Origin of the sequence: Nocardia sp. GCM10030253 (genome assembly GCF_042675075.1) — a bacterium.
Classification (GTDB): domain Bacteria; phylum Actinomycetota; class Actinomycetes; order Mycobacteriales; family Mycobacteriaceae; genus Nocardia.
Genome location: NZ_JBHTDL010000009.1, coordinates 354,211 through 375,997, shown reverse-complemented (window position 1 = coordinate 375,997; position 21,787 = coordinate 354,211). Strand labels below are relative to the sequence as shown.

At 67.9% G+C, this 21,787-nt stretch carries 12 protein-coding genes; 10 read left to right on the top strand and 2 right to left on the bottom strand.

Translation table 11 applies throughout. From position 1 onward, the window contains the following. Positions 1 to 6: 6 nt before the first annotated feature. The 5 genes from ACFQZZ_RS22400 (at position 7) to rdgB (ending at position 4,188) form a co-directional block, all read left to right on the top strand. Positions 7 to 969: a PLP-dependent cysteine synthase family protein gene (locus ACFQZZ_RS22400; protein ID WP_378683989.1), complete on the top strand. Its 963-nt coding sequence runs from the start codon at positions 7 to 9 to the stop codon at positions 967 to 969. A gap of 106 nt (positions 970 to 1,075) precedes the next feature. Further along, complete coding sequence (locus ACFQZZ_RS22395) at positions 1,076 to 1,822, top strand: rhomboid family intramembrane serine protease (protein WP_378683986.1); 747 nt, start codon at positions 1,076 to 1,078, stop codon at positions 1,820 to 1,822. An 87-nt stretch (positions 1,823 to 1,909) separates the two neighbouring features. Beyond that, a complete protein-coding gene (locus ACFQZZ_RS22390) occupies positions 1,910 to 2,674 on the top strand; it encodes a cyclic nucleotide-degrading phosphodiesterase (RefSeq protein WP_378683984.1) in 765 nt (254 codons plus the stop codon). Between the two features lie 134 nt (positions 2,675 to 2,808). Continuing rightward, positions 2,809 to 3,579, top strand: a complete 771-nt coding sequence (gene rph, locus ACFQZZ_RS22385) for a ribonuclease PH (protein ID WP_378683982.1) — start codon at positions 2,809 to 2,811, stop codon at positions 3,577 to 3,579. Next, positions 3,580 to 4,188 (top strand): RdgB/HAM1 family non-canonical purine NTP pyrophosphatase, encoded by a 609-nt coding sequence (rdgB, locus tag ACFQZZ_RS22380; RefSeq protein ID WP_378683979.1) that lies wholly within the window; start codon positions 3,580 to 3,582, stop codon positions 4,186 to 4,188. It abuts the gene before it with no gap. A 27-nt stretch (positions 4,189 to 4,215) separates the two neighbouring features. On the opposite strand, the gene ACFQZZ_RS22375 is transcribed toward rdgB, so the two are convergent. Both ACFQZZ_RS22375 and ACFQZZ_RS22370 read right to left on the bottom strand, forming a co-directional pair. Then, positions 4,216 to 4,566 (bottom strand): DUF3817 domain-containing protein, encoded by a 351-nt coding sequence (locus ACFQZZ_RS22375; protein ID WP_378684119.1) that lies wholly within the window; start codon positions 4,564 to 4,566, stop codon positions 4,216 to 4,218. Positions 4,567 to 4,595: 29 nt separating this feature from the next. Then, positions 4,596 to 5,054, bottom strand: a complete 459-nt coding sequence (locus ACFQZZ_RS22370; RefSeq protein ID WP_378683977.1) for a transcriptional regulator — start codon at positions 5,052 to 5,054, stop codon at positions 4,596 to 4,598. A gap of 197 nt (positions 5,055 to 5,251) precedes the next feature. Between ACFQZZ_RS22370 and ACFQZZ_RS22365 the strand changes: the two genes are divergently transcribed. The 5 genes from ACFQZZ_RS22365 to ACFQZZ_RS22345 all read left to right on the top strand — a co-directional run bounded on the left by ACFQZZ_RS22365 (position 5,252) and on the right by ACFQZZ_RS22345 (position 21,776). Then, complete coding sequence (locus ACFQZZ_RS22365; RefSeq protein WP_378683976.1) at positions 5,252 to 5,716, top strand: AMP-binding protein; 465 nt, start codon at positions 5,252 to 5,254, stop codon at positions 5,714 to 5,716. A 268-nt stretch (positions 5,717 to 5,984) separates the two neighbouring features. Next, the gene (locus ACFQZZ_RS22360; protein WP_378683973.1) at positions 5,985 to 19,181 is read left to right on the top strand and encodes an amino acid adenylation domain-containing protein; all 13,197 of its coding nucleotides are present in this window, start codon (positions 5,985 to 5,987) and stop codon (positions 19,179 to 19,181) included. Beyond that, positions 19,178 to 20,152, top strand: a complete 975-nt coding sequence (locus ACFQZZ_RS22355) for an ATP-binding cassette domain-containing protein (protein WP_378683970.1) — start codon at positions 19,178 to 19,180, stop codon at positions 20,150 to 20,152. The genes ACFQZZ_RS22360 and ACFQZZ_RS22355 overlap by 4 nt, the downstream gene beginning before the upstream one ends. Next, positions 20,149 to 20,967: an ABC transporter permease gene (locus ACFQZZ_RS22350; protein ID WP_378683967.1), complete on the top strand. Its 819-nt coding sequence runs from the start codon at positions 20,149 to 20,151 to the stop codon at positions 20,965 to 20,967. The genes ACFQZZ_RS22355 and ACFQZZ_RS22350 overlap by 4 nt, the downstream gene beginning before the upstream one ends. Further along, a complete protein-coding gene (locus ACFQZZ_RS22345; protein WP_378683965.1) occupies positions 20,967 to 21,776 on the top strand; it encodes an ABC transporter permease in 810 nt (269 codons plus the stop codon). The genes ACFQZZ_RS22350 and ACFQZZ_RS22345 overlap by 1 nt, the downstream gene beginning before the upstream one ends. Positions 21,777 to 21,787 lie beyond the last annotated feature (11 nt).

Here is a 21,787-nt window from a genome sequence, read left to right as displayed (position 1 = left end):
GACCCCGTGGCGCGCTATGAATCGCTGATCGCGACGCTGGGCAACACCCCGCTGGTCGGGCTGCGCAACCTGTCCCCGCAATGGGACGGCGAGAACCCGGTGCGGCTGTGGGCCAAGCTGGAGGACCGCAATCCGACCGGGTCCATCAAGGACCGTCCTGCCCTGCGGATGATCGAGCAGGCCGAGGCCGATGGCCTGCTGACGCCAGGCTGCACGATTCTGGAGCCGACCAGCGGCAATACCGGAATCTCGCTGGCGATGGCGGCCAAGCTCAAGGGCTACCGGCTGATCTGCGTGATGCCGGAGAACACCTCGGTGGAGCGGCGTCAGCTGCTGACCATGTTCGGTGCGCAGATCATCGATTCCCCGGCCGCCGGCGGCTCGAATCAAGCGGTGGCCAAGGCCAAACAGATCGCGGCCGAGAACCCGGACTGGGTGATGCTCTACCAGTACGGCAATCCTGCAAACGCGCTGGCGCATTACGAGACGACCGGCCCGGAGATCCTCGCCGATCTGCCGGAGATCACGCATTTCGTGGCCGGGCTCGGTACCACGGGAACCCTGATGGGGACCGGCCGTTTCCTGCGGGAGAAGGTGCCCGGCATCGAGATCGTCGCCGCCGAGCCGCGCTATGGCGAACTCGTCTACGGGCTGCGCAATATCGACGAGGGTTTCATCCCGGAGCTGTACGACGAGTCTGTGCTGACCACGCGGTTCTCGGTCGGTCCGTTCGACGCGGTCAAGCGCACTCGCGAATTGGTGCTGGAGGAGGGCATTTTCGCGGGCATCTCGACCGGCGCGATTCTGCACGCCGCGCTCGGGGTCGCGCGGAAGGCGCTACAAGCGGGTCGGCGGGCGGACATCGCGTTCGTGGTCGCCGACGGCGGCTGGAAATACCTGTCGACCGGCGCCTACGACGGCACCCTCGAAGAAGCGGAGGAGCGCCTCGACGGCCAGCTCTGGGCCTGACACGCCGCCCGGTCACGATGTGCACCGGTACCCTCGAAGTTGGCGGGGTACCGGCTTGCGATCAGACTTTCGCGACTGCGGCACCCCGCTCGACGAGGAGGTTGCGATGACCGGCGGTGCGGGAATCGGGTCGTCGTTCGACCCGGATCGGATTGCCGCGCTACGGGCGCAGCTGGGAAATCCGGTGGGTACGCCACCGATTACGCCGCTGCCTCCGTCGAGCCCGCCCGCGAAGTCCGACAACCTCGGCGTCATCAAACAGCTCTGGTTGCGCGCCGGGATTCTGATCGCCGGGTTCGTCGCGATGCTGTATGGCATCGAGGGCGTCGATACCTTCAACGACAACCAGCTCGACCGGGCGGGCATCGAGCCGCGCACCGCCGACGGGCTGTGGGGCATCCTCTGGGCGCCCGTCCTGCACGGGGGCTGGGACCATCTGATCGGTAACACCCTGCCGGTGCTGGTGCTCGGCTTCATGACACTGCTGGCGGGGATCGGGCGTGGACTGGCCGCGACGGCGATCATCTGGGTCGTCGCCGGTGTCGGGACCTGGCTCACCGGAGCCACCGGATCGGTCCACCTCGGTGCGTCCGCGCTGGTTTTCGGCTGGCTGACCTTTCTGATCTCACGCGGCTGGTTCGCCCGCAACATCACGCAAATCGTGGTCGGACTCGTCGTTTTGGCCCTGTACGGGTCGCTGCTGTGGGGAGTATTGCCCGGACAACCTGGAATCTCTTGGCAGGGACATCTTTTCGGGGCGATGGGTGGAGTGCTTGCCGGCTGGGTACTCTCTGGTGATGAACGTCGACACCGTCGCGGGGATCGAGCCGGAGTCAGTGCGTCGCCACGGTGATCGTGCGGCCCGTCGAGAAATGTGGGGGATCCTTTCCGTCAGCGAGCCGCTGTCATGAGCGAGAATTCGTCGTGGCAGCATGGGGGAATGCGCCTTACCGTCCTCGGGTGCTCGGGCAGTGTGTCCGGCCCGGACTCCCCTGCGTCGGGATACCTGCTGACCGGGCCGGATATGACGCCGGTGGTGATCGATTTCGGACCCGGCGTGCTCGGCGCGTTGCAGCGCTACGCCGATCCCGGTGAGGTCGACATCTTCCTGACCCACCTGCACGCGGATCATTGCCTCGATCTGCCGGGATTGCTGGTGTGGCGGCGCTACCATCCGACGCCTCCGGTGGGGAAGGCGATCGTGCGGGGCCCTTCCGACAGCGCACTGCGCATCGGCAATGCCTCCGCGGAGATCGGCGGCGAATGCGACGACTGGTCGGATGTGATCGATCATCGAGCGTGGGCCGACGGCGAGGCGATCGAGTTCGGGCCCGGTCACACGGTGACGGCGCGGCGGATGTACCACCCGCCGGAGTCCTACGGGCTGCGCGTCGTCACCGCGGCGGGGCGGACCTTCGTCTACACCGGTGACACCGCGATGTGTGATGCGGTCGGTGAGCTGGCTCAGGACGCCGACGTTCTGATGGCCGAGGCCTCGTGGACCCACGACCCGGCGAATCGGCCTCCCGGGATTCATCTTTCGGGTACCGAGGCGGGCATGATCGCGGCCAAGGCCGGAGTGAAGGAATTGCTGCTCACCCACATCCCGCCGTGGACCTCACGCGAGGATGTCATCGCCGAGGCGAAGGCGCAGTTCTCCGGCCCGGTGCATGCGGTCGCACCTGGGGAAACCTTCGACATCTGACCGTGCGTCCGACGCCCGGATTCCCCTCCGGCTCAACCACTGCGGAGCGAGTCTCGGCCGCTCGGACGCGAGCCTTGGGGCCGTGAACACGCAGCGCCGCAGGCGCTGCAAATCAAACACAGTAGGCTGTGCCCGTGTCGAGACGAGCCGATGGCAGGGCGGACGATCAACTCCGCGAGGTAAGGATCACCCGTGGATTCACCGCGCATCCAGCCGGTTCGGTGCTGGTGGAGTTCGGTCAGACCCGCGTGATGTGCACCGCGAGCGTCACCGACGGCGTGCCGCCGTGGCGGCGCGACTCCGGCCTCGGCTGGCTGACCGCCGAGTACGCGATGTTGCCTGCGGCCACGCACACCCGCAGCGGACGGGAATCGGTCAAGGGCAAGGTCGGCGGCCGCACCCAGGAGATCAGCAGGCTGATCGGCCGGTCGCTGCGTGCCTGCATCGACCTGGCGGCCATCGGCGAGAACACCATCGCCCTCGACTGTGACGTGCTGCAGGCCGACGGCGGCACCAGGACCGCCGCCATCACCGGCGCGTACGTCGCGCTGTCGGACGCGGTCACCTATCTGGCCGCCGCGGGCAGGCTCGCCGACCCGCAGCCGATCTCGTGTGCGATCGCCGCAGTGAGCGTCGGCGTCGTGGACGGCCGGGTGCGCCTGGACCTGCCCTACGAAGAGGATTCGCGCGCCGAGGTCGACATGAACGTGGTCGCCACCGACACCGGGACCCTGGTGGAAATCCAGGGCACCGGCGAGGGCGCTACCTTCCCGCGCACCACCCTGGACAAGATGCTCGACTCGGCGCTCGCCGGTTGCGAGCGGCTGTTCGCCGTGCAGAAAGAGGCGCTGGCGCTGCCATACCCCGGCGTGCTGCCGGAGCCGACCGAGTCGAAGAAGAAGTAAATGACGCGGCGCGTTCTGGTTGCCAGCCGTAATGCGAAGAAACTGAACGAGTTGCGGCGCATCCTCGATGACGCCGGTGTCGCGGGTATCGAGATCGTCGGGCTCGACGATGTGCCGGCTTACGACGAGGCCCCCGAGACCGGGGCGACGTTCGAGGAGAACGCGCTCGCGAAGGCGCGCGATGGTGCCGCCGCTACGGGGTTGGCTTGTGTCGCAGATGATTCCGGCATCTCGGTGGACGCGTTGAACGGAATGCCCGGCGTGCTGTCGGCGCGCTGGTCCGGCGGCCACGGCGACGATACGGCGAACAACGCGCTACTGCTCGCCCAACTCGGCGATGTGCCGGACGAGCGGCGCGGTGCGCAGTTCGTTTCCGCCTGCGCCCTGGTGGTTCCCGGCGGTGGCGAGACCGTGGTTCGCGGTGAATGGCCCGGCTCGATCGGGCGCAAGCCCGTGGGCGACGGCGGTTTCGGGTACGACCCGTTGTTCGTTCCGGACGGCGGCAGCGTCACCGCCGCGCAGCTCACGCCCGTGGCGAAGAACGCGGTCTCGCATCGTGGGCGCGCATTGGCCAAGTTGCTTCCGGCGCTCGCCGCGCTCGCGGACTGATTTCTCCAGCGGGTCGGTCCCGGCGGGTCAGAGGTTGAAGTCCGCCTTGACCTTCTTGGCGTTGACGTGCTCGACGAAGAAGGACAGCAGCGGGATGGTGCCCGCGATCAGGGTGCCAACGGTGCGCAGCACCGGCCAGCGGACCTTGACCGCGAGGTCTGCGGTAACCAGCAGGTAGGCGAAATACACCCAGCCGTGCACGACGGCGATCCAGCTCGGGGTGTGGACGTCGAAGCCGTACTTGGCGATGATTTCACCGGTCAGCAGCAGCAGCCAGAGGCCGGTCACCCACGCGAGCACCCGGTAGCGCTGCAGCGCGCCCGCGATTTTGCTCGTGTCGACCGTGACGGCAGTGCCTGTCGCCACGGTCTCGGTCATGGTGGGCTCGGTCGAGTTCTCGCTGGTGGTCAACCGGCGCTCCTCTCGGTATCGCGGGCGCCTTGGCCCGCCTCGCGGACTTGCTGGTCGATGTCATTGGCGTGCAGCTGCGCGAGGTACTTGTTGTACTCGGCGAGCACCGGATCCTCGGCTCGGACGGCCTTCGGTCGTTCCGGCAACAGACCTTCCGGAATCTCCCGTGGCGCAACGGGTTTCGAGGCGCGCCTCGGCTTCGCCGCGGCCTGCGCCTGGTTGTCGCCGGCCTCGGATTCGCGTTCGAGGCGCACGAAGCGGAAATAGGCGAACACCGCGAAACCGGCGAACAGCGGCCACTGCAGCGCATAGCCGAGGTTCTGGCCGGTGCCGCTGGAGGACTCGAACCGCTGCCACTGCCACCAGCCCAGTGCCAGGCAGCCAAGGGCAGCAACGATCACCAGCGCGATGAGGGCTGGGCGATTGTGTGCCGAGCGGCGAGGTGGAGCGGACACGGCTACCACGGTACCTGTCTACTACACGGCCCGTAGGAGCAGGTCCACTCGTGGACGTCACACCAAGGTGTGGGAAACGGCCACCCTCGGAGGGTGGAGGCCAGTACTGGGGTTCCTGTCGAAATGAGGCTCTGGCGACGAGATTTATAGACATACCAAAGACGCCGTGGACCAAGACTTTCGAAAGAGAGACGAACATGAGCACATTGATCGAATCGCCTGCTGAAACTGTTGTCCAGCTGCGGCCGAGCGGACTGTCCGCCCATGCCGAGAACGATCCGACCGCTGTCGCCGTGTCCGCCGCCGACTGCGAACTCACCTACCGTGAGCTCGACCTCTGGTCGAACCGTCTGGCCCGGCTGCTGCTCGCCCGCGGCGCGGGCCCCGGTGTCCGGATCGCGGTTGCCGTCACCCCCGCGGTCGAGGCCACCGTCACCAACTGGGCCATCGCCAAGACCGGCGCCGTCGCCGTCCCGGCCGCACCAGGGACGCCCGTCCCCGGTGCCGCGCTCGGGGTGACCACCAAGGCGCTGCGCCGCGAGCTCGCCGATTCGCTCGGCTGGCTCGTGCTCGACGACCGCTCGACGCTGGTGCACTACATGACCGGTTCCGACGCGCCCATCACCGACGCCGACCGCGGTAGTGCGCTCAAGATCGCCTGATTCAGCCTGTCACCTACGGGCGGATCTCGGCTTCCACGCCGGGATCCGCCCGGCCTTTTGTCTGTTTCGGGAGGAAATCGACAACTCATGCCGGTCCGGTGCCGAGATCACCAACATTCCGAAGACGCCACCTGTCGACACCTTCGAGGGGAAAATAGCCATGTGCAAGCCGGTCGAATCATCCGTATCAGCATTCGTTTCGATGTGGCCTGGCCTGGTCGGCTGACGCGTGGTGACCACCGAGTATCGGACATTGGCAGGAATCCCCATGCAGCAGCAATCCCTCTCGCCGGTCGCGGCGAGCAATGGTTTGCCCGCGGGTGCGTTCGCGCTGTCCGCGGCCCAACGTGGAATCTGGTTCGCCCAGCACTTTGCTGGTGACAACCCGATTTCCATCGCCCAGTACGTCGAATTAGTCGGATCGGTCGACCTCGACCTACTGGCTACCTCGGCGCGTCAGGCCGGGCGCGAGTTCGGCACCGGCTATCTGCGCCTTATCGAGGTCGACGACGCCCCGTTCCAGGTCATCGACACCACCCTGGACGACCGCATCACCACCATCGACCTGCGCGCCGAACCCGATCCGGAGGCGGCGGCGCAGGCCTGGATGCGTGCGGAGTACACCGCGCCGCTCGAACTGCTGCGCGACCGGTTGTGCAATGTCAAGATGCTGCGCCTCGCCGACGACCACTGGTACTGGTATTCGCGAATCCACCACATCGTGCTCGACGGTGTCGGTGCGATCACCATGCTGCAGCGCACGATGGACCTCTACAACGCGGGCATCGAGGGCAAGGAGGCCCCCACCGGCAAGGCCGAGGACCTGCGCAAGATCGTCGACGCGGATGTGGCCTATCGCGATTCGCAGCGTTTCGAGGCCGACCGGCAGTACTGGCGCGAACACCTGGCCGGGATGGCGGAGCCGGTGAATCTGGCGGGCCGTTTCGCCGACGTCGACGCGCATCCGCGGCTGGTCAGCGGCGCGCTGACCACGGAAAGCGCCGAACTGCTCGATGCCGTCGCCAAGACGAGTTCGTCGAGCACGGCACCGGTGATCGTGGCCGCGTTCGCCGCGTACCTCGCCGCCATGACCGGCGCACCCGAGGTGGTGCTGAGTTTGCCGGTGTCGGCGCGCACGACGGCGTCATTGCGGCGCTCCGGCGGCATGGTCGCCAATGTCGTTCCGCTGCGCCTCACGCTGAATCCGACCGCGACGGTGGGCGAGCTCATCCGCGCGACGCAGAGCGAGCTCACCGGCGCCCTGCGGCGGCCGCGCTATCGGCAGGAAGACATCGTTCGCGATCTCGGCTGGGCCCTGGACGAGGCGGCCTCGTTCGGTCCGACGGTGAACCTGATGATGATGGACTCCCGGATCCGGCTCGGGTCGGTCACCGGGCGACTGCATGTGCTCACCTCCGGGATGATCGAAGACCTGTTCGTCAACGTGTACCCCGGTGTGGCGGGCGAGAGCACGCACATCGATTTCCAGGCCAACCCGAATCTCTACAGCGACACCGAGCTGGTCGCGCACCACGGCCGATTCGGCACCTTCCTGTCCCGGTTCCTCGCGGCGGGCGCGGATGCGCCGCTGTCGACGGTGCAGGTCGTCTCCGATGACGAGCAGGCCGAACTTGTCCCCGCGCACGGGCCGAACGGTGTTGTCCCGCAAACGCTTCCAGATATCCTGGCCGCAGGTGCGGCCGTCGACCCCGACGCGATCGCCCTTCGGGCCGGCGAAGTCGCGATGACCTACCGTGAGCTCGACGAACACTCGAATCGGCTGGCCCGCCTGCTGATCGCGGCGGGCGCGGGACCGGAGCGCACGGTGGCGATCTCGATTCCTCGCTCGCTCGATTCCGTGGTCGGGATGTGGGCGGTGGCGAAGACCGGTGCGGCGTTCGTGCCGATCGACCCGAACTATCCCGCGGACCGGATCCAGCACATGGTCGGCGACAGCGGGATCGTCGCCGGTCTGACCGTCGCCGCGGCGCGGGAGTCGTTGCCGGACCGGGTGACCTGGCTGGTCATGGACGACGACGCGACCGATCACAGTGTGGCAATGCAGGATTCGTCGCCGATCACCGATGCGGAGCGCACCGCGCCGGTGCTCCTGGATCAGACCGCCTACGTCATCTACACCTCAGGATCGACCGGCCTGCCCAAGGGCGTCATGGTGCCGCATCGAGGACTGGCGAATCTGGCGACCGGCTCCGGTGCGAGCTTCGGCGTGACGGTCGATTCTGTTGTCGCGCACGCTGTCTCGCCGAGTTTCGACATATCGGTGGAGGAACTGCTCGTCGCCTTCGCCGTCGGCGCCACGGTCGCGGTGGTACCGCCGTCGGCGTACGCGGGCGAGGATATGGCGCAGGTGCTCCGGAAATACGGTGTCACCCAACTGAATGTGACTCCCGCCGTGGTGGGTTCGCTCGAGCCCGCGACACTGCCCCAGTTGCGCACCGTCATCGTCGGTGGCGACGCCTGCCCGCCCGAGCTGGTGGCGAAGTGGTCCGGTCGCGCGCTGTTGAACGGGTATGGGCCCACCGAGACCACCATCACCGTGACCTTGACCGCGCCGATGGTGCCGGACGCACCCGTCACGATCGGCAGCCTGGTGCGTGGCGTATCGGCCGTCGTGCTCGATCCGTGGCTGCGGCCGGTGGCCGCAGGCACGATCGGGGAGCTGTATCTCGCGGGCGATGGCGTCGCGCGCGGCTATCACCAGCGCAACGGCCTCACCGCGAGCCGGTTCGTCGCCAACCCCTATGAGCCGGGCGCCCGCATGTACCGCACCGGAGATCTGGCGCGCTGGCACCGGCGCGACGGCAGGCTCGAACTGGACTACGTGGGGCGCAGCGACTTCCAGGTGAAGGTGCGCGGCTTCCGCATCGAACTCGGCGAGGTGGACGCCGCCCTCCAGCGCCACCCCGACATCGACTTCACCATCAGCATCGGCGCCACGACCCCGTCCGGCGCCACCGCGCTGGTGTCGTATGTGCTCGCTAAGCCGGGCGCGCAGGTGCATCCGGAGGAGCTGAAAGCCTTTGTCGGCACGACACTTCCGGCGCACATGGTGCCGTCGGTGGTCATGGTGCTCGACAGCGTGCCGCTCACCCCGGTCGGCAAGGTAGACCGAAGGGCCCTGCCCGCACCGGACTTCGGCGCCCGCACCACCGTGCGGCGCGCCCCGAGCACGCCGAACGAGGAAGTGCTCGCACCACTGTTCGCCGAGGTGCTCGGGTTGGATGCGGTGGGCGTCGACGAGAATTTCTTCGCGCTCGGCGGCGACAGCATCGTGTCCATTCAGCTGGTGTCGCGGGCGCGTGTGGCCGGTCTGTCCTTCAGCGCGCGAGATGTGTTCGAGCGCAAGACCGTTGCCGGGCTGGCGGCCATCGCCACCGACGCTGCCGCGCATCAGGTGCGCGAACTGCCGGGTGGTGGGGTCGGTACCGTCGAGCTCACACCGATCGTGCACGCGATGCTGGAGCACGGCGACCCGTGGCAGCGGTTCAGCCAGGCCGTGCTGATCGGCCTGCCCGATGGTGTCGAACGGGCTCAGCTGACCAAGGCAGTGGCGACCCTCATCGATCACCACGACGTACTGCGCAGCACGCTGCGGCGAACGGACGCGGGCTGGGAATGGGTTGTCGGCGAGACGGGTTCGGTCGATGCCGACGGCCTCATCGACGTTGTCGCCGCAGGTCCTGATCTGGACGAGACCTGCGAGCGCGAGTTGCAGCGCGCGGCCGATCTGCTCGATCCCGCCGCGGGCGTTGTCGTGCGGGTGGTGCTCATCGAGTCGCCGGAGGCCGCTCCGCGGCTGTGGCTGGTGCTGCATCACCTCGTTGTCGATGGCGTGTCCTGGCGAATTCTGCTGCCCGACTTGATCACCGCCTGGATCGGCGGGACGCTCGATCCGGTCGGCACGTCGATGCGGCGCTGGGCGCACGGTCAGGTCGAAGCGGCGGTCGGCAGGGCCGGCGAACTGCCGATGTGGCAGCGCATACTGGCCACCCCCGACCCGGAAATCGGTACCCGCGCCATGGATCCGGCGCTCGACGTGGTCGCGACCATGGCGGACGTGCGAACGATGGTGCCGTCCGAGGTGGCGAGCGCCGTGCTCGAGCTGGTGCCGGACCGATTCCATTGCGGCGCGGACGATGCACTGCTCACCGCGCTCGCCATGGCCGTGTGCCGCTGGCGTGAGCGCACGGCCGTGCTGCTCACCCTGGAGGGACACGGGCGGGAGGAGGCGGTGCTGCCGCACGCCGCCATCGACCGCACGGTGGGCTGGTTCACCAGTGTCTATCCGGTCGCGATCGACCTGACGGGTATCGATCTCGACGACGCTTTCGCGGGCGGTCCCGCCGCGGGAGCCGCGATCAAGGCGGCAAAGGAGCAGCTGCGGGCGATCCCGGACAAGGGCGTCGGCTTCGGCATGCTGCGCTACCTGAATCCCGAGACCACCGCGGCCCTCGCGGATGCCCCCACACCGCAGATCAGCTTCAACTACCTGGGGCGCGCGGCCAGTGGTGGCGCGGGCGCGACCTGGCAGCCGGACCGATTCGCCGCGACGAACGACGACCGAGCGCCATTGGCGGCCGTAGTCGACATCAACGCCATCATGACCGACGCCGAGCTCGAGGTGACCTGGGGCTACGCGTCACGGCTTCTCGACGAGGCGCAGGTGCGTGCGCTCGCCGACCTGTGGGCGGACGCGCTGCGCGCCCTTGCCACCCATGCGCGGACCGCGGGCTCCGGCGGCCACACGCCGTCGGACTTCGACCTCGTCCCGGTGACTGTGACCCAGCTGAACACCTGGGAGCAGACCTACCCGAATCTGGCCGACGTATGGCCGCTGTCGCCGCTGCAGTACGGCTTGCTCTTCCACGCCTGGTACGACTCCGACACCGCGGACGGGTACACCGTGCAGACCCGGCTCACCCTCGCCGGTCGCGTCGATGAGGCCCGCTTGCGTTCGGCCGCACAGGCATTGGTCGAGCGGCACGAGAATCTGCGGGTCGCCTACGTGGAGACCGACGACGGTCCACGCCAGCTCGTGCTCGCGACCGCCGAAATACGGTGGTACGACCTCGATCTGCGCGCGATCACCGACAGTGTCGACCGCGACCGCGAACTGGAACGCCTCATCGCGGTCGACGCGAGCACCCGCTTCGACCTCACCCGTCCGCCGCTACTGCGGTTCACCCTCATCCGGACCGCGGTCGAGGACTACACGCTGGTGATGACGAATCACCATCTGGTGCTCGACGGTTGGTCGACCCCGCTGCTGGTGCGCGAGCTGCTGGCGATCTACATCGCCTCCGGCGCCGAGGGCCGGATTCCCGCACTGCCGCCCGCCCCCTCGTACCGGGAGTTCCTGTCCTGGCTCGACGGGCAGGACAACGCGGCGTCGATCGCGGCATGGAAGCAGTCGCTGGCCGGGATCGATGCACCGACGCGTGCGGTGCCGACCCTGGCCGGGATCGAATCGACCGAATCCGGCATGGTTTCGGTGGATCTGTCCGCCGATGCCGTTGCGCGGCTGGAGAAATCCGCGCGCGACGCCGGAGCGACGGTCAACACGACGGTGCAGGTTGCGTGGGCGCTGCTGCTCGCGATGGTGACCGGCCGGACCGATGTGGTTTTCGGCGGCACGGTGTCCGGTAGACCGCCGCAGCTGGCAGGCGTCGAGGACATGGTCGGACTGTTCATCAATACGCTGCCGGTGCGGGTGCGTCTGGAGCCGGGCGAGCGAGTCGTCGATCTGCTGGCCCGCATCCAGTCCGAGCAGGCGCGGTTGCTCGACCATCAGCACGTCGGGCTCGCCGCGATCCACCAGGCCGTCGGGCTTGCCGAACTGTTCGACACGCTCACCGTTTTCGAGTCCTACCCGATCGATCGGGAAGTGCTGTCGCAGTCGCTGGATATCGCGGGCATGCGGGTGCTCGATGTGGCGGGGACCGACGCGACGCCGTATCCGCTGAACCTCATGGTCATTCCGCTGCACGGCGGGTCCGAGGGCGACAGCCTGCGGATCACCGTGAAGTTCATGGCCGACCAGCTCGATGCGGTCGCGGCGCGGCGATTCCTGGACCGGTTCGTACTGCTGCTGACACAGATCGCCGAGCACCCGCAGCGGGCAGTGGCGCTGCTGCAGCATTGCGACCGCGACGAACGCGCCGCATTGCTGCCGGTCCGCGGTGCCGAGCCGATGCCGCCGCGCACGCTGCCCGACGTCCTTTCCGCCGGTGCGGCGATCGATCCGGATGCCATCGCCGTCAGCGCGAACGGCCTGACCATGTCCTACGGCGAACTCGACGCCTGGTCCAACCGCTTCGCCCGGGTACTGCTGCGGCGCGGTGTCGGCCCCGAGGTCTTCGTCGTGCTCGCGCTCACCCGCTCGATGGAGTCGGTGGTCGCGGTGTGGGCGCTGGCCAAGACCGGTGCGGCTTTCGCGCCGCTGGACCCGAGCTACCCGCCGGAGCGGATCGAGCACATTCTCACCGACTCCAAGGCGCCGATCGGTGTGACGGTCTGCGCGACCGGTGAGTCGCTGCCCGGCACCGTCGACTGGCTGCTGCTCGACGACCTCAACACCATCCGGAAGGTGATGACCGTCTCCGCCGCGCCCATCACCGACGAAGAGCGTGGCCGCGCCATCGACATCGAGCAGACCGCGTACCTGATCTACACCTCGGGCTCCACCGGCAAGCCGAAGGCGGTGCTGCTGAGCCATCGCGGCCTGGCGAATCTGGTGACGACCCAGAGTGGTTCGCTCGATCTCGACCCGACCGCCCGCGTATTGCAGGTCGCCTCACCGAGTTTCGACGCGTCGGTGTTCGAGCTGCTGATGGCGCACGCAACGGGCGGGAAGTTGGTGCTCTCGCCGCCGGATGTGTACGGCGGCAGCGCACTCGAGCAGTTGATCCGAGCCGAACGGATCACTCACGCGGTGATCACCCCGTCGGTGCTGGCCACCATGGATCCGCGCGATCTCGGCCAGCTGCGCATGTTGTCGGTGGCCGGTGAAGCGATCAGCCCGGAGCTGACGGCCGAGTGGGCGCCCGGACGCCGGATGATGAACCTGTACGGGCCTACGGAATTCAGTATCTGGGCGACCGGGCCCAGCGAGCTTCGGATCGGCGAGCCGGTCACCATCGGCGGCCCGATCCAGGGTGCGGCGGTGATGGTGCTGGACACCTGGCTGCGTCCGGTCCCGGTAGGCATCACCGGCGAGTTGTATCTGGCTGGGCCAGCCTTGGCCCGCGGCTACTTCAATCGGTTCTCGATGACCGCCGGACGATTCGTGGCGAATCCGCATGGTGCGCCCGGCGAGCGAATGTACCGCACCGGCGACATGGTGCGGTGGGTGCCTGACCTGCCAGGTGAGCTCGATTACCAGGGCCGCAGCGACTTCCAGGTGAAGATTCGCGGCCTGCGCATCGAACTCGGCGAGATCGACGCGGTGCTCGCGGCCGACGAGCGGGTCGAATACGCGGCGACGATCGGCCGCACCGGACCGGCGGGGGAGACCGTGCTGGTGTCCTACGTGGTCCCCGTCGCGGGAGTGGAACTGGATACCGAGCAGCTGCGCAACCAGATCGCGACCACGCTGCCCGGGTACATGGTCCCCGGCTATCTCGTCGCGCTGGACGAGGTTCCGCTGACCCCGGTGGGCAAGCTGGACCGCAATGCGCTACCGGTGCCCGACTTCTCGGTCTCGCGCCGCGCCTACCTCGCGCCGCGCACGCCCGTCGAGCAGGCCGCCGCGGAGGTGTTCGCCGATGTGCTCGACACCGAGCGGGTCAGTATCGACGAATCGTTCTTCGAGCTCGGTGGCAACTCGCTGAGTGCGACTCGCGTTGTCGCCAGGATCAATTCGGTCCTCGGCGCGCGTATCGCATTGCGGGATCTCTTCGACGCACCGACTGTCGCGCAGCTTTCGGCGCGGATCGTGCCCGCCACCGGTGGCGATCGGAGCAGGTTCGTGCTCGCGCCGCGGATCAGGCCGGACCGGATTCCATTGTCCCCCGCCCAACAGCGCATGTGGGTGCTCAATCAGTTGGATCCCGGGTCACCCGCCTACAACATCTCGGTGGCGCTGCGGCTCACCGGCGCGCTGGATGTCGAGGCATTGCGCGCGGCGGTAGCCGATGTCGTCGACCGGCACGAAAGCCTGCGCACCGTATACCCCGCCGACGCCGACGGACCGCGACAGGTGGTCCTGCGCAGCGCGACCGCGCTGCCCGCGCTCACTGTGCTGGACACCGAAGACGGTGCGCCGCTGCGCAAGCGGATCGCCGAACTGGCCGGGACCGGATTCGACATCGTCACCGCGCCGCCGCTGCGAGTGGGATTGCTGCGCATCGCGCCAGAAGTCCATGTCGTGGTGCTCGTCGTCCATCACATCAGCGCCGACGGTTCGTCGATGGCGCCGCTGGCAGGCGACCTGATGACCGCCTATTCCGCGGGCACCGCGGGGACGCCACCGGCCGTTCAATACGCGGACTACGCCCTCTGGCACCGCGAACTGCTCGGCGACGAGAGCGATCCGGAGTCGGTGGCCGCGCGGCAGATCGGCTACTGGACCGGCGCGCTCACCGGTGCACCCGACCTGCTCGAGATTCCCGCCGATCGCCCGCGGCCCGCGGTGCAGACGATGCACAGCGCCGACGTGGATTTCGTGATCGACCCGTCATTGCACCGCGCCTTGAACGAGCTCGCGGCCACGGCCGATGTCAGCCTGTTCATGGTCGTGCATGCCGCGCTCGCGGTACTGCTCGCCCGCCTCGGCGGCACCGATGACGTGGTGATCGGGACGGCGATCGCGGGGCGCGGCGAGGAGGCCCTCGACGGCCTCGTCGGCATGTTCGTCAACACCCTGGCGCTGCGCACGGCGGTCGACCCGAACACCGGATTCCGCGAGTTCCTCGCCGCGGTGCGGTCGAGCGACCTCGATGCGTTCGGCAATGCCGATGTGCCGTTCGAACGACTTGTCCAGGTGCTGAATCCGACACGTTCGACGGCGCATCACCCGATCTTCCAGGTGTCGCTGTCGCTGCAGAACTTCGTCGAGCCGACGTTGGAGCTGCCCGGCCTGCGCATCGAGGTCGAGGACCTCGACCGGGATACGGCGCAGTTCGACCTGACCCTCGATCTGCGCGAACACCTCTCGGGGACCGAACCGGCCGGGCTGAGCGGTGTGCTGTCCTACGCGACGGATCTCTTCGACGAGTCCACCGCGGCAACACTGGTGGCCAGGTGGCAGCGCGTGCTGAACGCGGTGGTCGCCGACAGTGATCAGGCCATCGCCGATATCGACATCCTCGAGGAATCCGAGCGCGCGGAACTGGTTCCGGTTCGCGGGTTCGACAGCAGCGGCACGGCCACGCTCGCGCAGGTTCTCGCGGCGTCGGCGGCGACGTATCCGGAGCGTCCCGCGCTGGTCGTCGACGGGCAGACCACGACCTATCGTGCGCTCGACACACGCGCCAACCAACTCGCGCGGGTGCTGGTCGATGCCGGTGCCGGGCCGGAAACCGTTGTCGCGCTGAGCCTCACTCGCGGCGCCGAATTTCTCGTCGGGATGTGGGCGGCGGCGAAGGCGGGTGCTGCCTTCCTGCCGGTCGATCCGAAGTACCCGGCGGACCGGATCGAGCACATGCTCACCGATTCCGGTGCGGTGCTCGGACTCACCGTCACCGCGCACCGGGCGCAATTGCCCGACGGCGCACGGTGGCTGGTGCTCGACGACGCGGAGTTCGCGACGCGCATGCAGGGCGTCGGCGACGGTGCGCTGCGGGACGACGAACTGCTCGGCCCTGTTCATCTGGACCAGCGCGCCTGGATGATCTACACCTCCGGGTCGACGGGAACGCCGAAGGGCGTCTCCATCTCGCATCGGGGCATCGCCGATCTGATTGCGGCGCAAAAGGAACTGCTCGCACTGGATGAGCACTCACGGGTCTTGCAGGTGGCCTCACCGAGCTTCGACGCCTCGCTGTTCGAGGCGTTCATGGCGTTCGGCTCGGGTGGTGCGTCGGTAGTCGCGCCGCCGGAGGTGTTCGGCGGCAGCCCACTTGCCGAACTGGTCGAAGCCGAGCAGGTCACGCATATGGTGATCACGCCGTCGGCGCTGGCGACGATGGACCCCGCCGAGGTGGCCGGCGTGCGGGTGCTCGCGGTGGTCGGTGAGGCGGTCGGCACGGAACTGGTCGAGCGGTGGGCACCGGGGCGCATCATGGCGAATCTGTACGGCCCCACCGAATCCACCATCTGGGCAACGAGTTCCACGATGCTGGCCGCGGATGCTCCGGTGACCATCGGTCTGCCGATTCGTGGTTCCGCGGTCCTGGTGCTCGATGATCGGTTGCGTCCGGTCCCCATCGGAGTGCCGGGCGAGCTGTACATGGCGGGGCCTGCGCTGGCGCGGGGGTACCACGGCAGGCCGGAGCTGAACGCGACTCGGTTCGTCGCCGATCCGTTCGGTGCGCCGGGCGAGCGGATGTACCGCACCGGCGATCTCGTCCGGTGGACGCGGGACCGGCAACTGGAGTACATCGGCCGGACCGACTTCCAGGTCAAGGTGCGCGGCCAGCGCATCGAGCTCGGCGAGATCGACGCCGTGCTCGGACGGGCCGACGGCGTGGAATTCGCGGTGACGCTGGGCGTTCGGGGACCCGCCGGTTCGACCGCACTGGCGGCCTATGTGGTTCCTGCCGCAGGCGGTGCGCTCGACCTCGCGCAACTTCGTGCCTTCGCCGAGGAGACCATGCCCGCGTACATGGTTCCGTCCGCGTTCGTCGTCCTCGACGAGATCCCGATCAACGCGGTCGGCAAGCTCGATCGCCGTGCGCTGCCGGATCCCGTGTTCGACGATGTCGAGACCGAATACCGCGCACCGCAAACGCCGTCCGAGGAGCGGCTTGCCGAGATCTATGCCGAGTTGCTCGGTCGCGAAAAGGTCGGCGTGCACGATTCGTTCTTCGCGCTCGGCGGCGACAGTATTCTCGCGATCCAACTGGTGTCGCGGGCACGGATGCACGGCCTGGTGCTCACGCCACTACAGATATTCGAGCACCGCACCGTCGAAGCGCTCGCCGCGCTCGCCGACGCCGCGGGCGAAGTGGTGACCCTGGAGGAACTGCCAGGCGGTGGGGTGGGTGAGCTGCCGCTGACGCCGATCGTGCGGTACATGATCGGGCGCGGCGGCAACTTCGACCGGTTCGCCCAGACGGCGGTCCTCGAGCTGCCGGTCGGCATCGAGCGCACGCAGCTCGTCGCAACCTTCGCGGCTGTGATCGACCGGCACGACATGCTGCGCGCCGGGCTGTACCGGGACTCCGCGGCCGGATGGCAGATGCGGGTCGGCGAACCGGGCTCGATCGACGTGGACGCGCTCGTGCATCGGATCGAGTTCGACGCCGATGCCGACACCCTGGACGTCCGCGAATACGCCATCGCGGAAGTGGATTCCGCGCTGAACCGGCTGGACCCGGCGAACGGTGTGGTCCTGCAGTTGATCTGGCTCGATCCGGTCGGCGACGCGGGTACGCGACACAGGCCGGGACGCCTGATCATCGTCGCGCACCACCTCGTCGTGGACGGTGTGTCGTGGCGAATCCTGGTGCCGGACTTGATCGCCGCATGGGCCCAGATCTCCACCGGCGGTACACCGATCCTTGCCGAGACCGGAACCTCCATGCGCCGCTGGTCGCATGCGCTGACCGAGGAGGCGCACCGGGACGCGCGGACGGCGGAGCTCCCTTACTGGCGCGATGTCGTGGATGGGCCCGATCCGCTGATCGGCTCCCGCGAGCTCGACCCGGCCATAGATCAGGCGCACACCATGCGGATGGTCGAGTTCGACGTGTCCGCCGAGGTCACCACCGCACTGCTGACGACGCTGCCGGCGCTTTTCCAAGGAGGTGCCGACGATGCGTTGCTCGCCACACTGGCCTTGGCTGTGGTGCGCTGGCGAGCTCGTTCGGAATCCGCTGGTGACACTGGGATTTCAGCCTCGCACCCGCCGGCCGAGGTGGGCAGGTCCGCGCTCATCCGGCTCGAAGGGCACGGTCGCCAGGAGGAGGTGATTCCCGGTGCCGATCTCTCGCGGACGGTCGGATGGTTCACCAGCATCTATCCGGTGCGATTGGACCTCGCCGAGGTCGATGTCGACGCCGCGCTGGTCGGCGGCGCGGCGATGGGTTCGGCGATCCGCGCGGTGAAACACCAGCTGCGGGCGGTGCCGGACAAGGGGATCGGTTTCGGCCTGCTGCGATACCTGAATTCCGCCGCGGCGGAACAACTGCCGCAACGGCTGCCTGGGCGGGTCAGCTTCAACTACCTCGGCCGGTATGCCACGTCGAGCATTCCGCCAGGGTTGGAAGGCCTCGGCTGGCTGCCGACCGACGAATTCGGCGACCTGCACGTCGCCGAGCATCCGGATGTCCCGTTGATGTCCGAGATCGACATCAACGCCGTCGTTCTCGGCGATCGACTGCACGTGAGCATCGGCTACCCCGAAACCCTGCTGGATCGCGGTGATATCGACGAACTGGCCAAGGTGTGGACCGAAGTGCTGGGTGCCGCAGCGGAATTCGCACTGACTCCGGAGGCACAGCAGGCGGCCGCCGAGGAGGCTGCCCTCGCCGCGCAACCTATCGCCGAGGCCACGCCCGGCGGACTCGGGCTGGACGTGCTGCTGCCGATCCGACTCGGCGGCGACGAACCGGCGCTGTTCTGCGTCCACCCGTCGTCCGGCATGGCCTGGACCTATCTGGGACTGGCGGACGCATTGTCGCCGGGGCGGCCGATCTACGGCCTGCAGGCTCCGGATCTCAGTGGAGCGCCGTCGGTTCGGTCCATCGAGGAGTTCGCCGACCGCTACGTCGGCGAGATCCGCCGGGTGCAACCAGAGGGCCCCTACCACCTGCTCGGCTGGTCCTTCGGCGGGCTGATCGCGCAGGCGATAGCTACCAGACTGGAACAGGCGGGCGCGGCGGTCGGTGTGCTGGCCCTGCTGGACGCCGACACCGCCGATATCGACGGCGACAGCATCGAGCGGCTCACCGCGGGTGCGTTCGTCAATGCCTTCGGCTCGGTATTCGGCATCCACGATGTGCCTGCCGAGGCAACTGCGCGGGAGGCGGCGGATCTGATCCGCGACCGGATGGGCGGCGTGTCGCTCATCGACGCGGCCACCCTCGAACGAATGGCCAACTCCTATAACGCATCGGCGCGCACCCGAACGGGCTATCAGCGCCCGGTCTACCACGGCGACGCGCTGTATTTCCACGCGACCGTGGACACCTCGGACATCTTCGGCGCGGATGGCTGGCGACCGTACGTCACCGGCGAGATCACCAACGTCGACGTCGACGCGACCCATGACGAACTGACCGCACCACACGCGCTGGCGACCATCGCCCGCGTACTCGACGAGCAGTTGGGAGGCAGGCGATGAGTTCCGATACCGGAGTGCTCGTCGAGGGCATCGAGAAATCCTTCGGCACCGTGCAGGCATTGCGCGGGATTGATTTCGCGGCGACACAGGGGGAGGTGCTCGGCATCCTCGGTCCGAACGGCGCGGGCAAGACCACGACGGTCAATATCCTGTCGACCCTGATCGCGCCGGACAAGGGTCGGGCGCTGGTCGCCGGGCACGACGTCGTCGCCGATCCCGCGGCGGTCCGCCGATCCATCATGCTGACCGGGCAGTTCGCCGCACTCGACGACATGCTCACCGGCTACGAGAATCTCGTGCTGTTCGGCAGGCTGATGGGTCTGCGCAAGCGGTCGGCCAAGGCGCGCGCGGACGAACTGCTCACCGAATTCGATCTGGTCGGCGCAGCAGGTCGCCGGGTCGGCACCTACTCGGGCGGCATGCGCAGGCGCATCGACATCGCTTGCGGTCTCGTGGTTCGGCCGGATGTGGTGTTCCTCGACGAACCGACCACCGGCCTGGATCCGCGCAGCAGGCAAGGGGTATGGGATCTCGTGTCCAGCTTCAAGAAGAACGGCATCACCACCCTGCTGACCACCCAGTATCTGGAGGAGGCCGACGCGCTCTGCGACCGGATCATCGTGATCGACCACGGTGTGGTCATCGCGCAGGGCACCGCCGACGAACTGAAATCGCGGACCGGTGGCAGCTACTGCGAGGTGGTGCCGCTGGACCTGAAGGATCTGCCCGCCATCGCCGCCGCGCTCGGATCGCTGCTGCCGGAGGAGACCCGCACCGCGCTGACACCCGCTTCGGACCGCATCGCGATCCCGGCGGTCGATGGTGCCAAGACCCTCGCGGAGGCGCTGCGGCGGCTGGACGGAGCCGGTATCGAACTGGTCGACATCGCGCTGCGCAGGCCGTCCCTCGACGATGTATTTCTGCAACTGACCGGCCATTTGGCATCGACGGACGGGGAGGCGAAGTCGTGACGGCGGGTACCTGGCTGACGTCTGCGCGCGCCACCCCGGTCACCGTGCAGCAGTGGTGGGTGCTCACCTCACGATTGATCGTGCCGTCGGTCAAGACCGGCGAAGTGCTGTCGTCGATCCTCGCGCCTGCGGCCTTCACCGCCAGCTTCTACATCCCGCTGAAGACCGTGATGACCTTCTCCGGCACCGGCTTCAGCAGTTACGCCCAGTACATGATGCCGCTGGTCATGCTGCAGGCGGCGGCGTTCACAGCCATCGCGGCCGCGTTCCGCGCCGCCTCCGACTCCGTCGCGGGGCTGGACCGGCGGTTCGGCGCGATGCCCATCGGCCCGCTCGTGCCCGTCGCGGCGCGCATGTCCGGCAATATCTTTCGACTGCTCATCGCACTGGCCGCCGGGATAGTGTGCGGTTACGTCATCGGCTTCCGTTTCCGGCTCGACGCCCTCCACACGCTTGGTTTCCTGGCTTTTTCGTTGCTCATAGGCATCGCATTTACGCTCGGCGCGGATGTCATCGGGACGGTGTCGAAGAGTCCGGAGACCGTTACCCAGGCACTGGTGTTGCCACCGTTGATCTTCGGCATGTTGTCGACGGGTCTGGCTCCGGCAAGCCAGTTTCCGCAGTGGGTGCAGCCGTTCGTGCGCAACCAGCCGGTCTCGCAGTTCACCATTGCGCTGCGGGCGCTGGCGGGTGACACCAAAGGCAATGCGGGCGAAGTGACCTGGTCACTCATGGGCCCGCCGCTGCTGTGGGTGTTCGTAATCTTTGTCGTGTGTATCCCGGTGACCATCCGACTGAGCGCGAGGAGGGCGTGATGACGCTGTTTACGACGCCCATCGTGAGTGGTTCGGAGGCATCGCCTGTCGCGCTGGTGCGGCACACGATTCTGCAGACGGAGCGGCTGCTGCTGCGCGCGGTGCGCCACCCGGTTGCCCTGTTGGAGACGCTGATCATTCCGTGCCTGCTGCTGTTCATGCTGGACACCGTGATCGGCGGTCAGATCGAGAAGTTCACCGGCGGCGACGCGCTCTACGGCTCGGTGCCGATGGTGGCCATCGTCGGCGCGTTGTCCGGTGCGGTGGCCAGTGGCGTGATGCTCGGGCGCGAGCGCGATGCCGGTCTGCTCGCCCGATTCTGGGTGCTGCCGGTACATCGCGCGTCCGGCCTGGTGGCCAGAATCCTCGCCGAGGGTTGTCGCATCGTCGCGGGCACCGTCATCGTCGTCATCGTCGGCCACCTGCTCGGCTTCCGCTTCCAGCAGGGTGCCCTCTCGGCGCTGGTATTCCTGGTGGTGCCAGTACTTTTCGGACTCGCCTTCGCCACCATCGTCACCGCGATCGCCGTCTACACCGCGAAAGCGACCCTCGTCGAAAGCATCACCATCATCAGCTCGCTGCTGATGTTCTTCAGCACCGGCTTCGTCCCGCTCGCGGCCTACCCGCAGTGGATTCAGCCGGTGGTGCGCAACCAGCCGCTCTCGGTCGCGGTCGACGCAATGCGCGCACTGGCTCTCGGCGGCCCGCTCGCCAGACCACTCACCCTGACGATCATCTGGTCACTCGGCGCGATCGCCGTGTTCGCCATCCCCGCTGCCGTGGGCTATCGACGCGCCAGCCGGAGGTAGGTCCGGGCGCA

Bases quoted from the DNA above. Each gene is read 5' to 3' on its own strand.
- ACFQZZ_RS22395 (WP_378683986.1), top strand. From the start codon at position 1,076: ATGACCGGCGGTGCGGGAATCGGGTCGTCGTTCGACCCGGATCGGATT.
- ACFQZZ_RS22375 (WP_378684119.1), bottom strand. From the start codon at position 4,566: ATGACCGAGACCGTGGCGACAGGCACTGCCGTCACGGTCGACACGAGC.
- ACFQZZ_RS22345 (WP_378683965.1), top strand. From the start codon at position 20,967: ATGACGCTGTTTACGACGCCCATCGTGAGTGGTTCGGAGGCATCGCCT.
- ACFQZZ_RS22390 (WP_378683984.1), top strand. From the start codon at position 1,910: ATGCGCCTTACCGTCCTCGGGTGCTCGGGCAGTGTGTCCGGCCCGGAC.
- ACFQZZ_RS22365 (WP_378683976.1), top strand. From the start codon at position 5,252: ATGAGCACATTGATCGAATCGCCTGCTGAAACTGTTGTCCAGCTGCGG.
- ACFQZZ_RS22360 (WP_378683973.1), top strand. From the start codon at position 5,985: ATGCAGCAGCAATCCCTCTCGCCGGTCGCGGCGAGCAATGGTTTGCCC.
- rdgB (WP_378683979.1), top strand. From the start codon at position 3,580: ATGACGCGGCGCGTTCTGGTTGCCAGCCGTAATGCGAAGAAACTGAAC.
- ACFQZZ_RS22355 (WP_378683970.1), top strand. From the start codon at position 19,178: ATGAGTTCCGATACCGGAGTGCTCGTCGAGGGCATCGAGAAATCCTTC.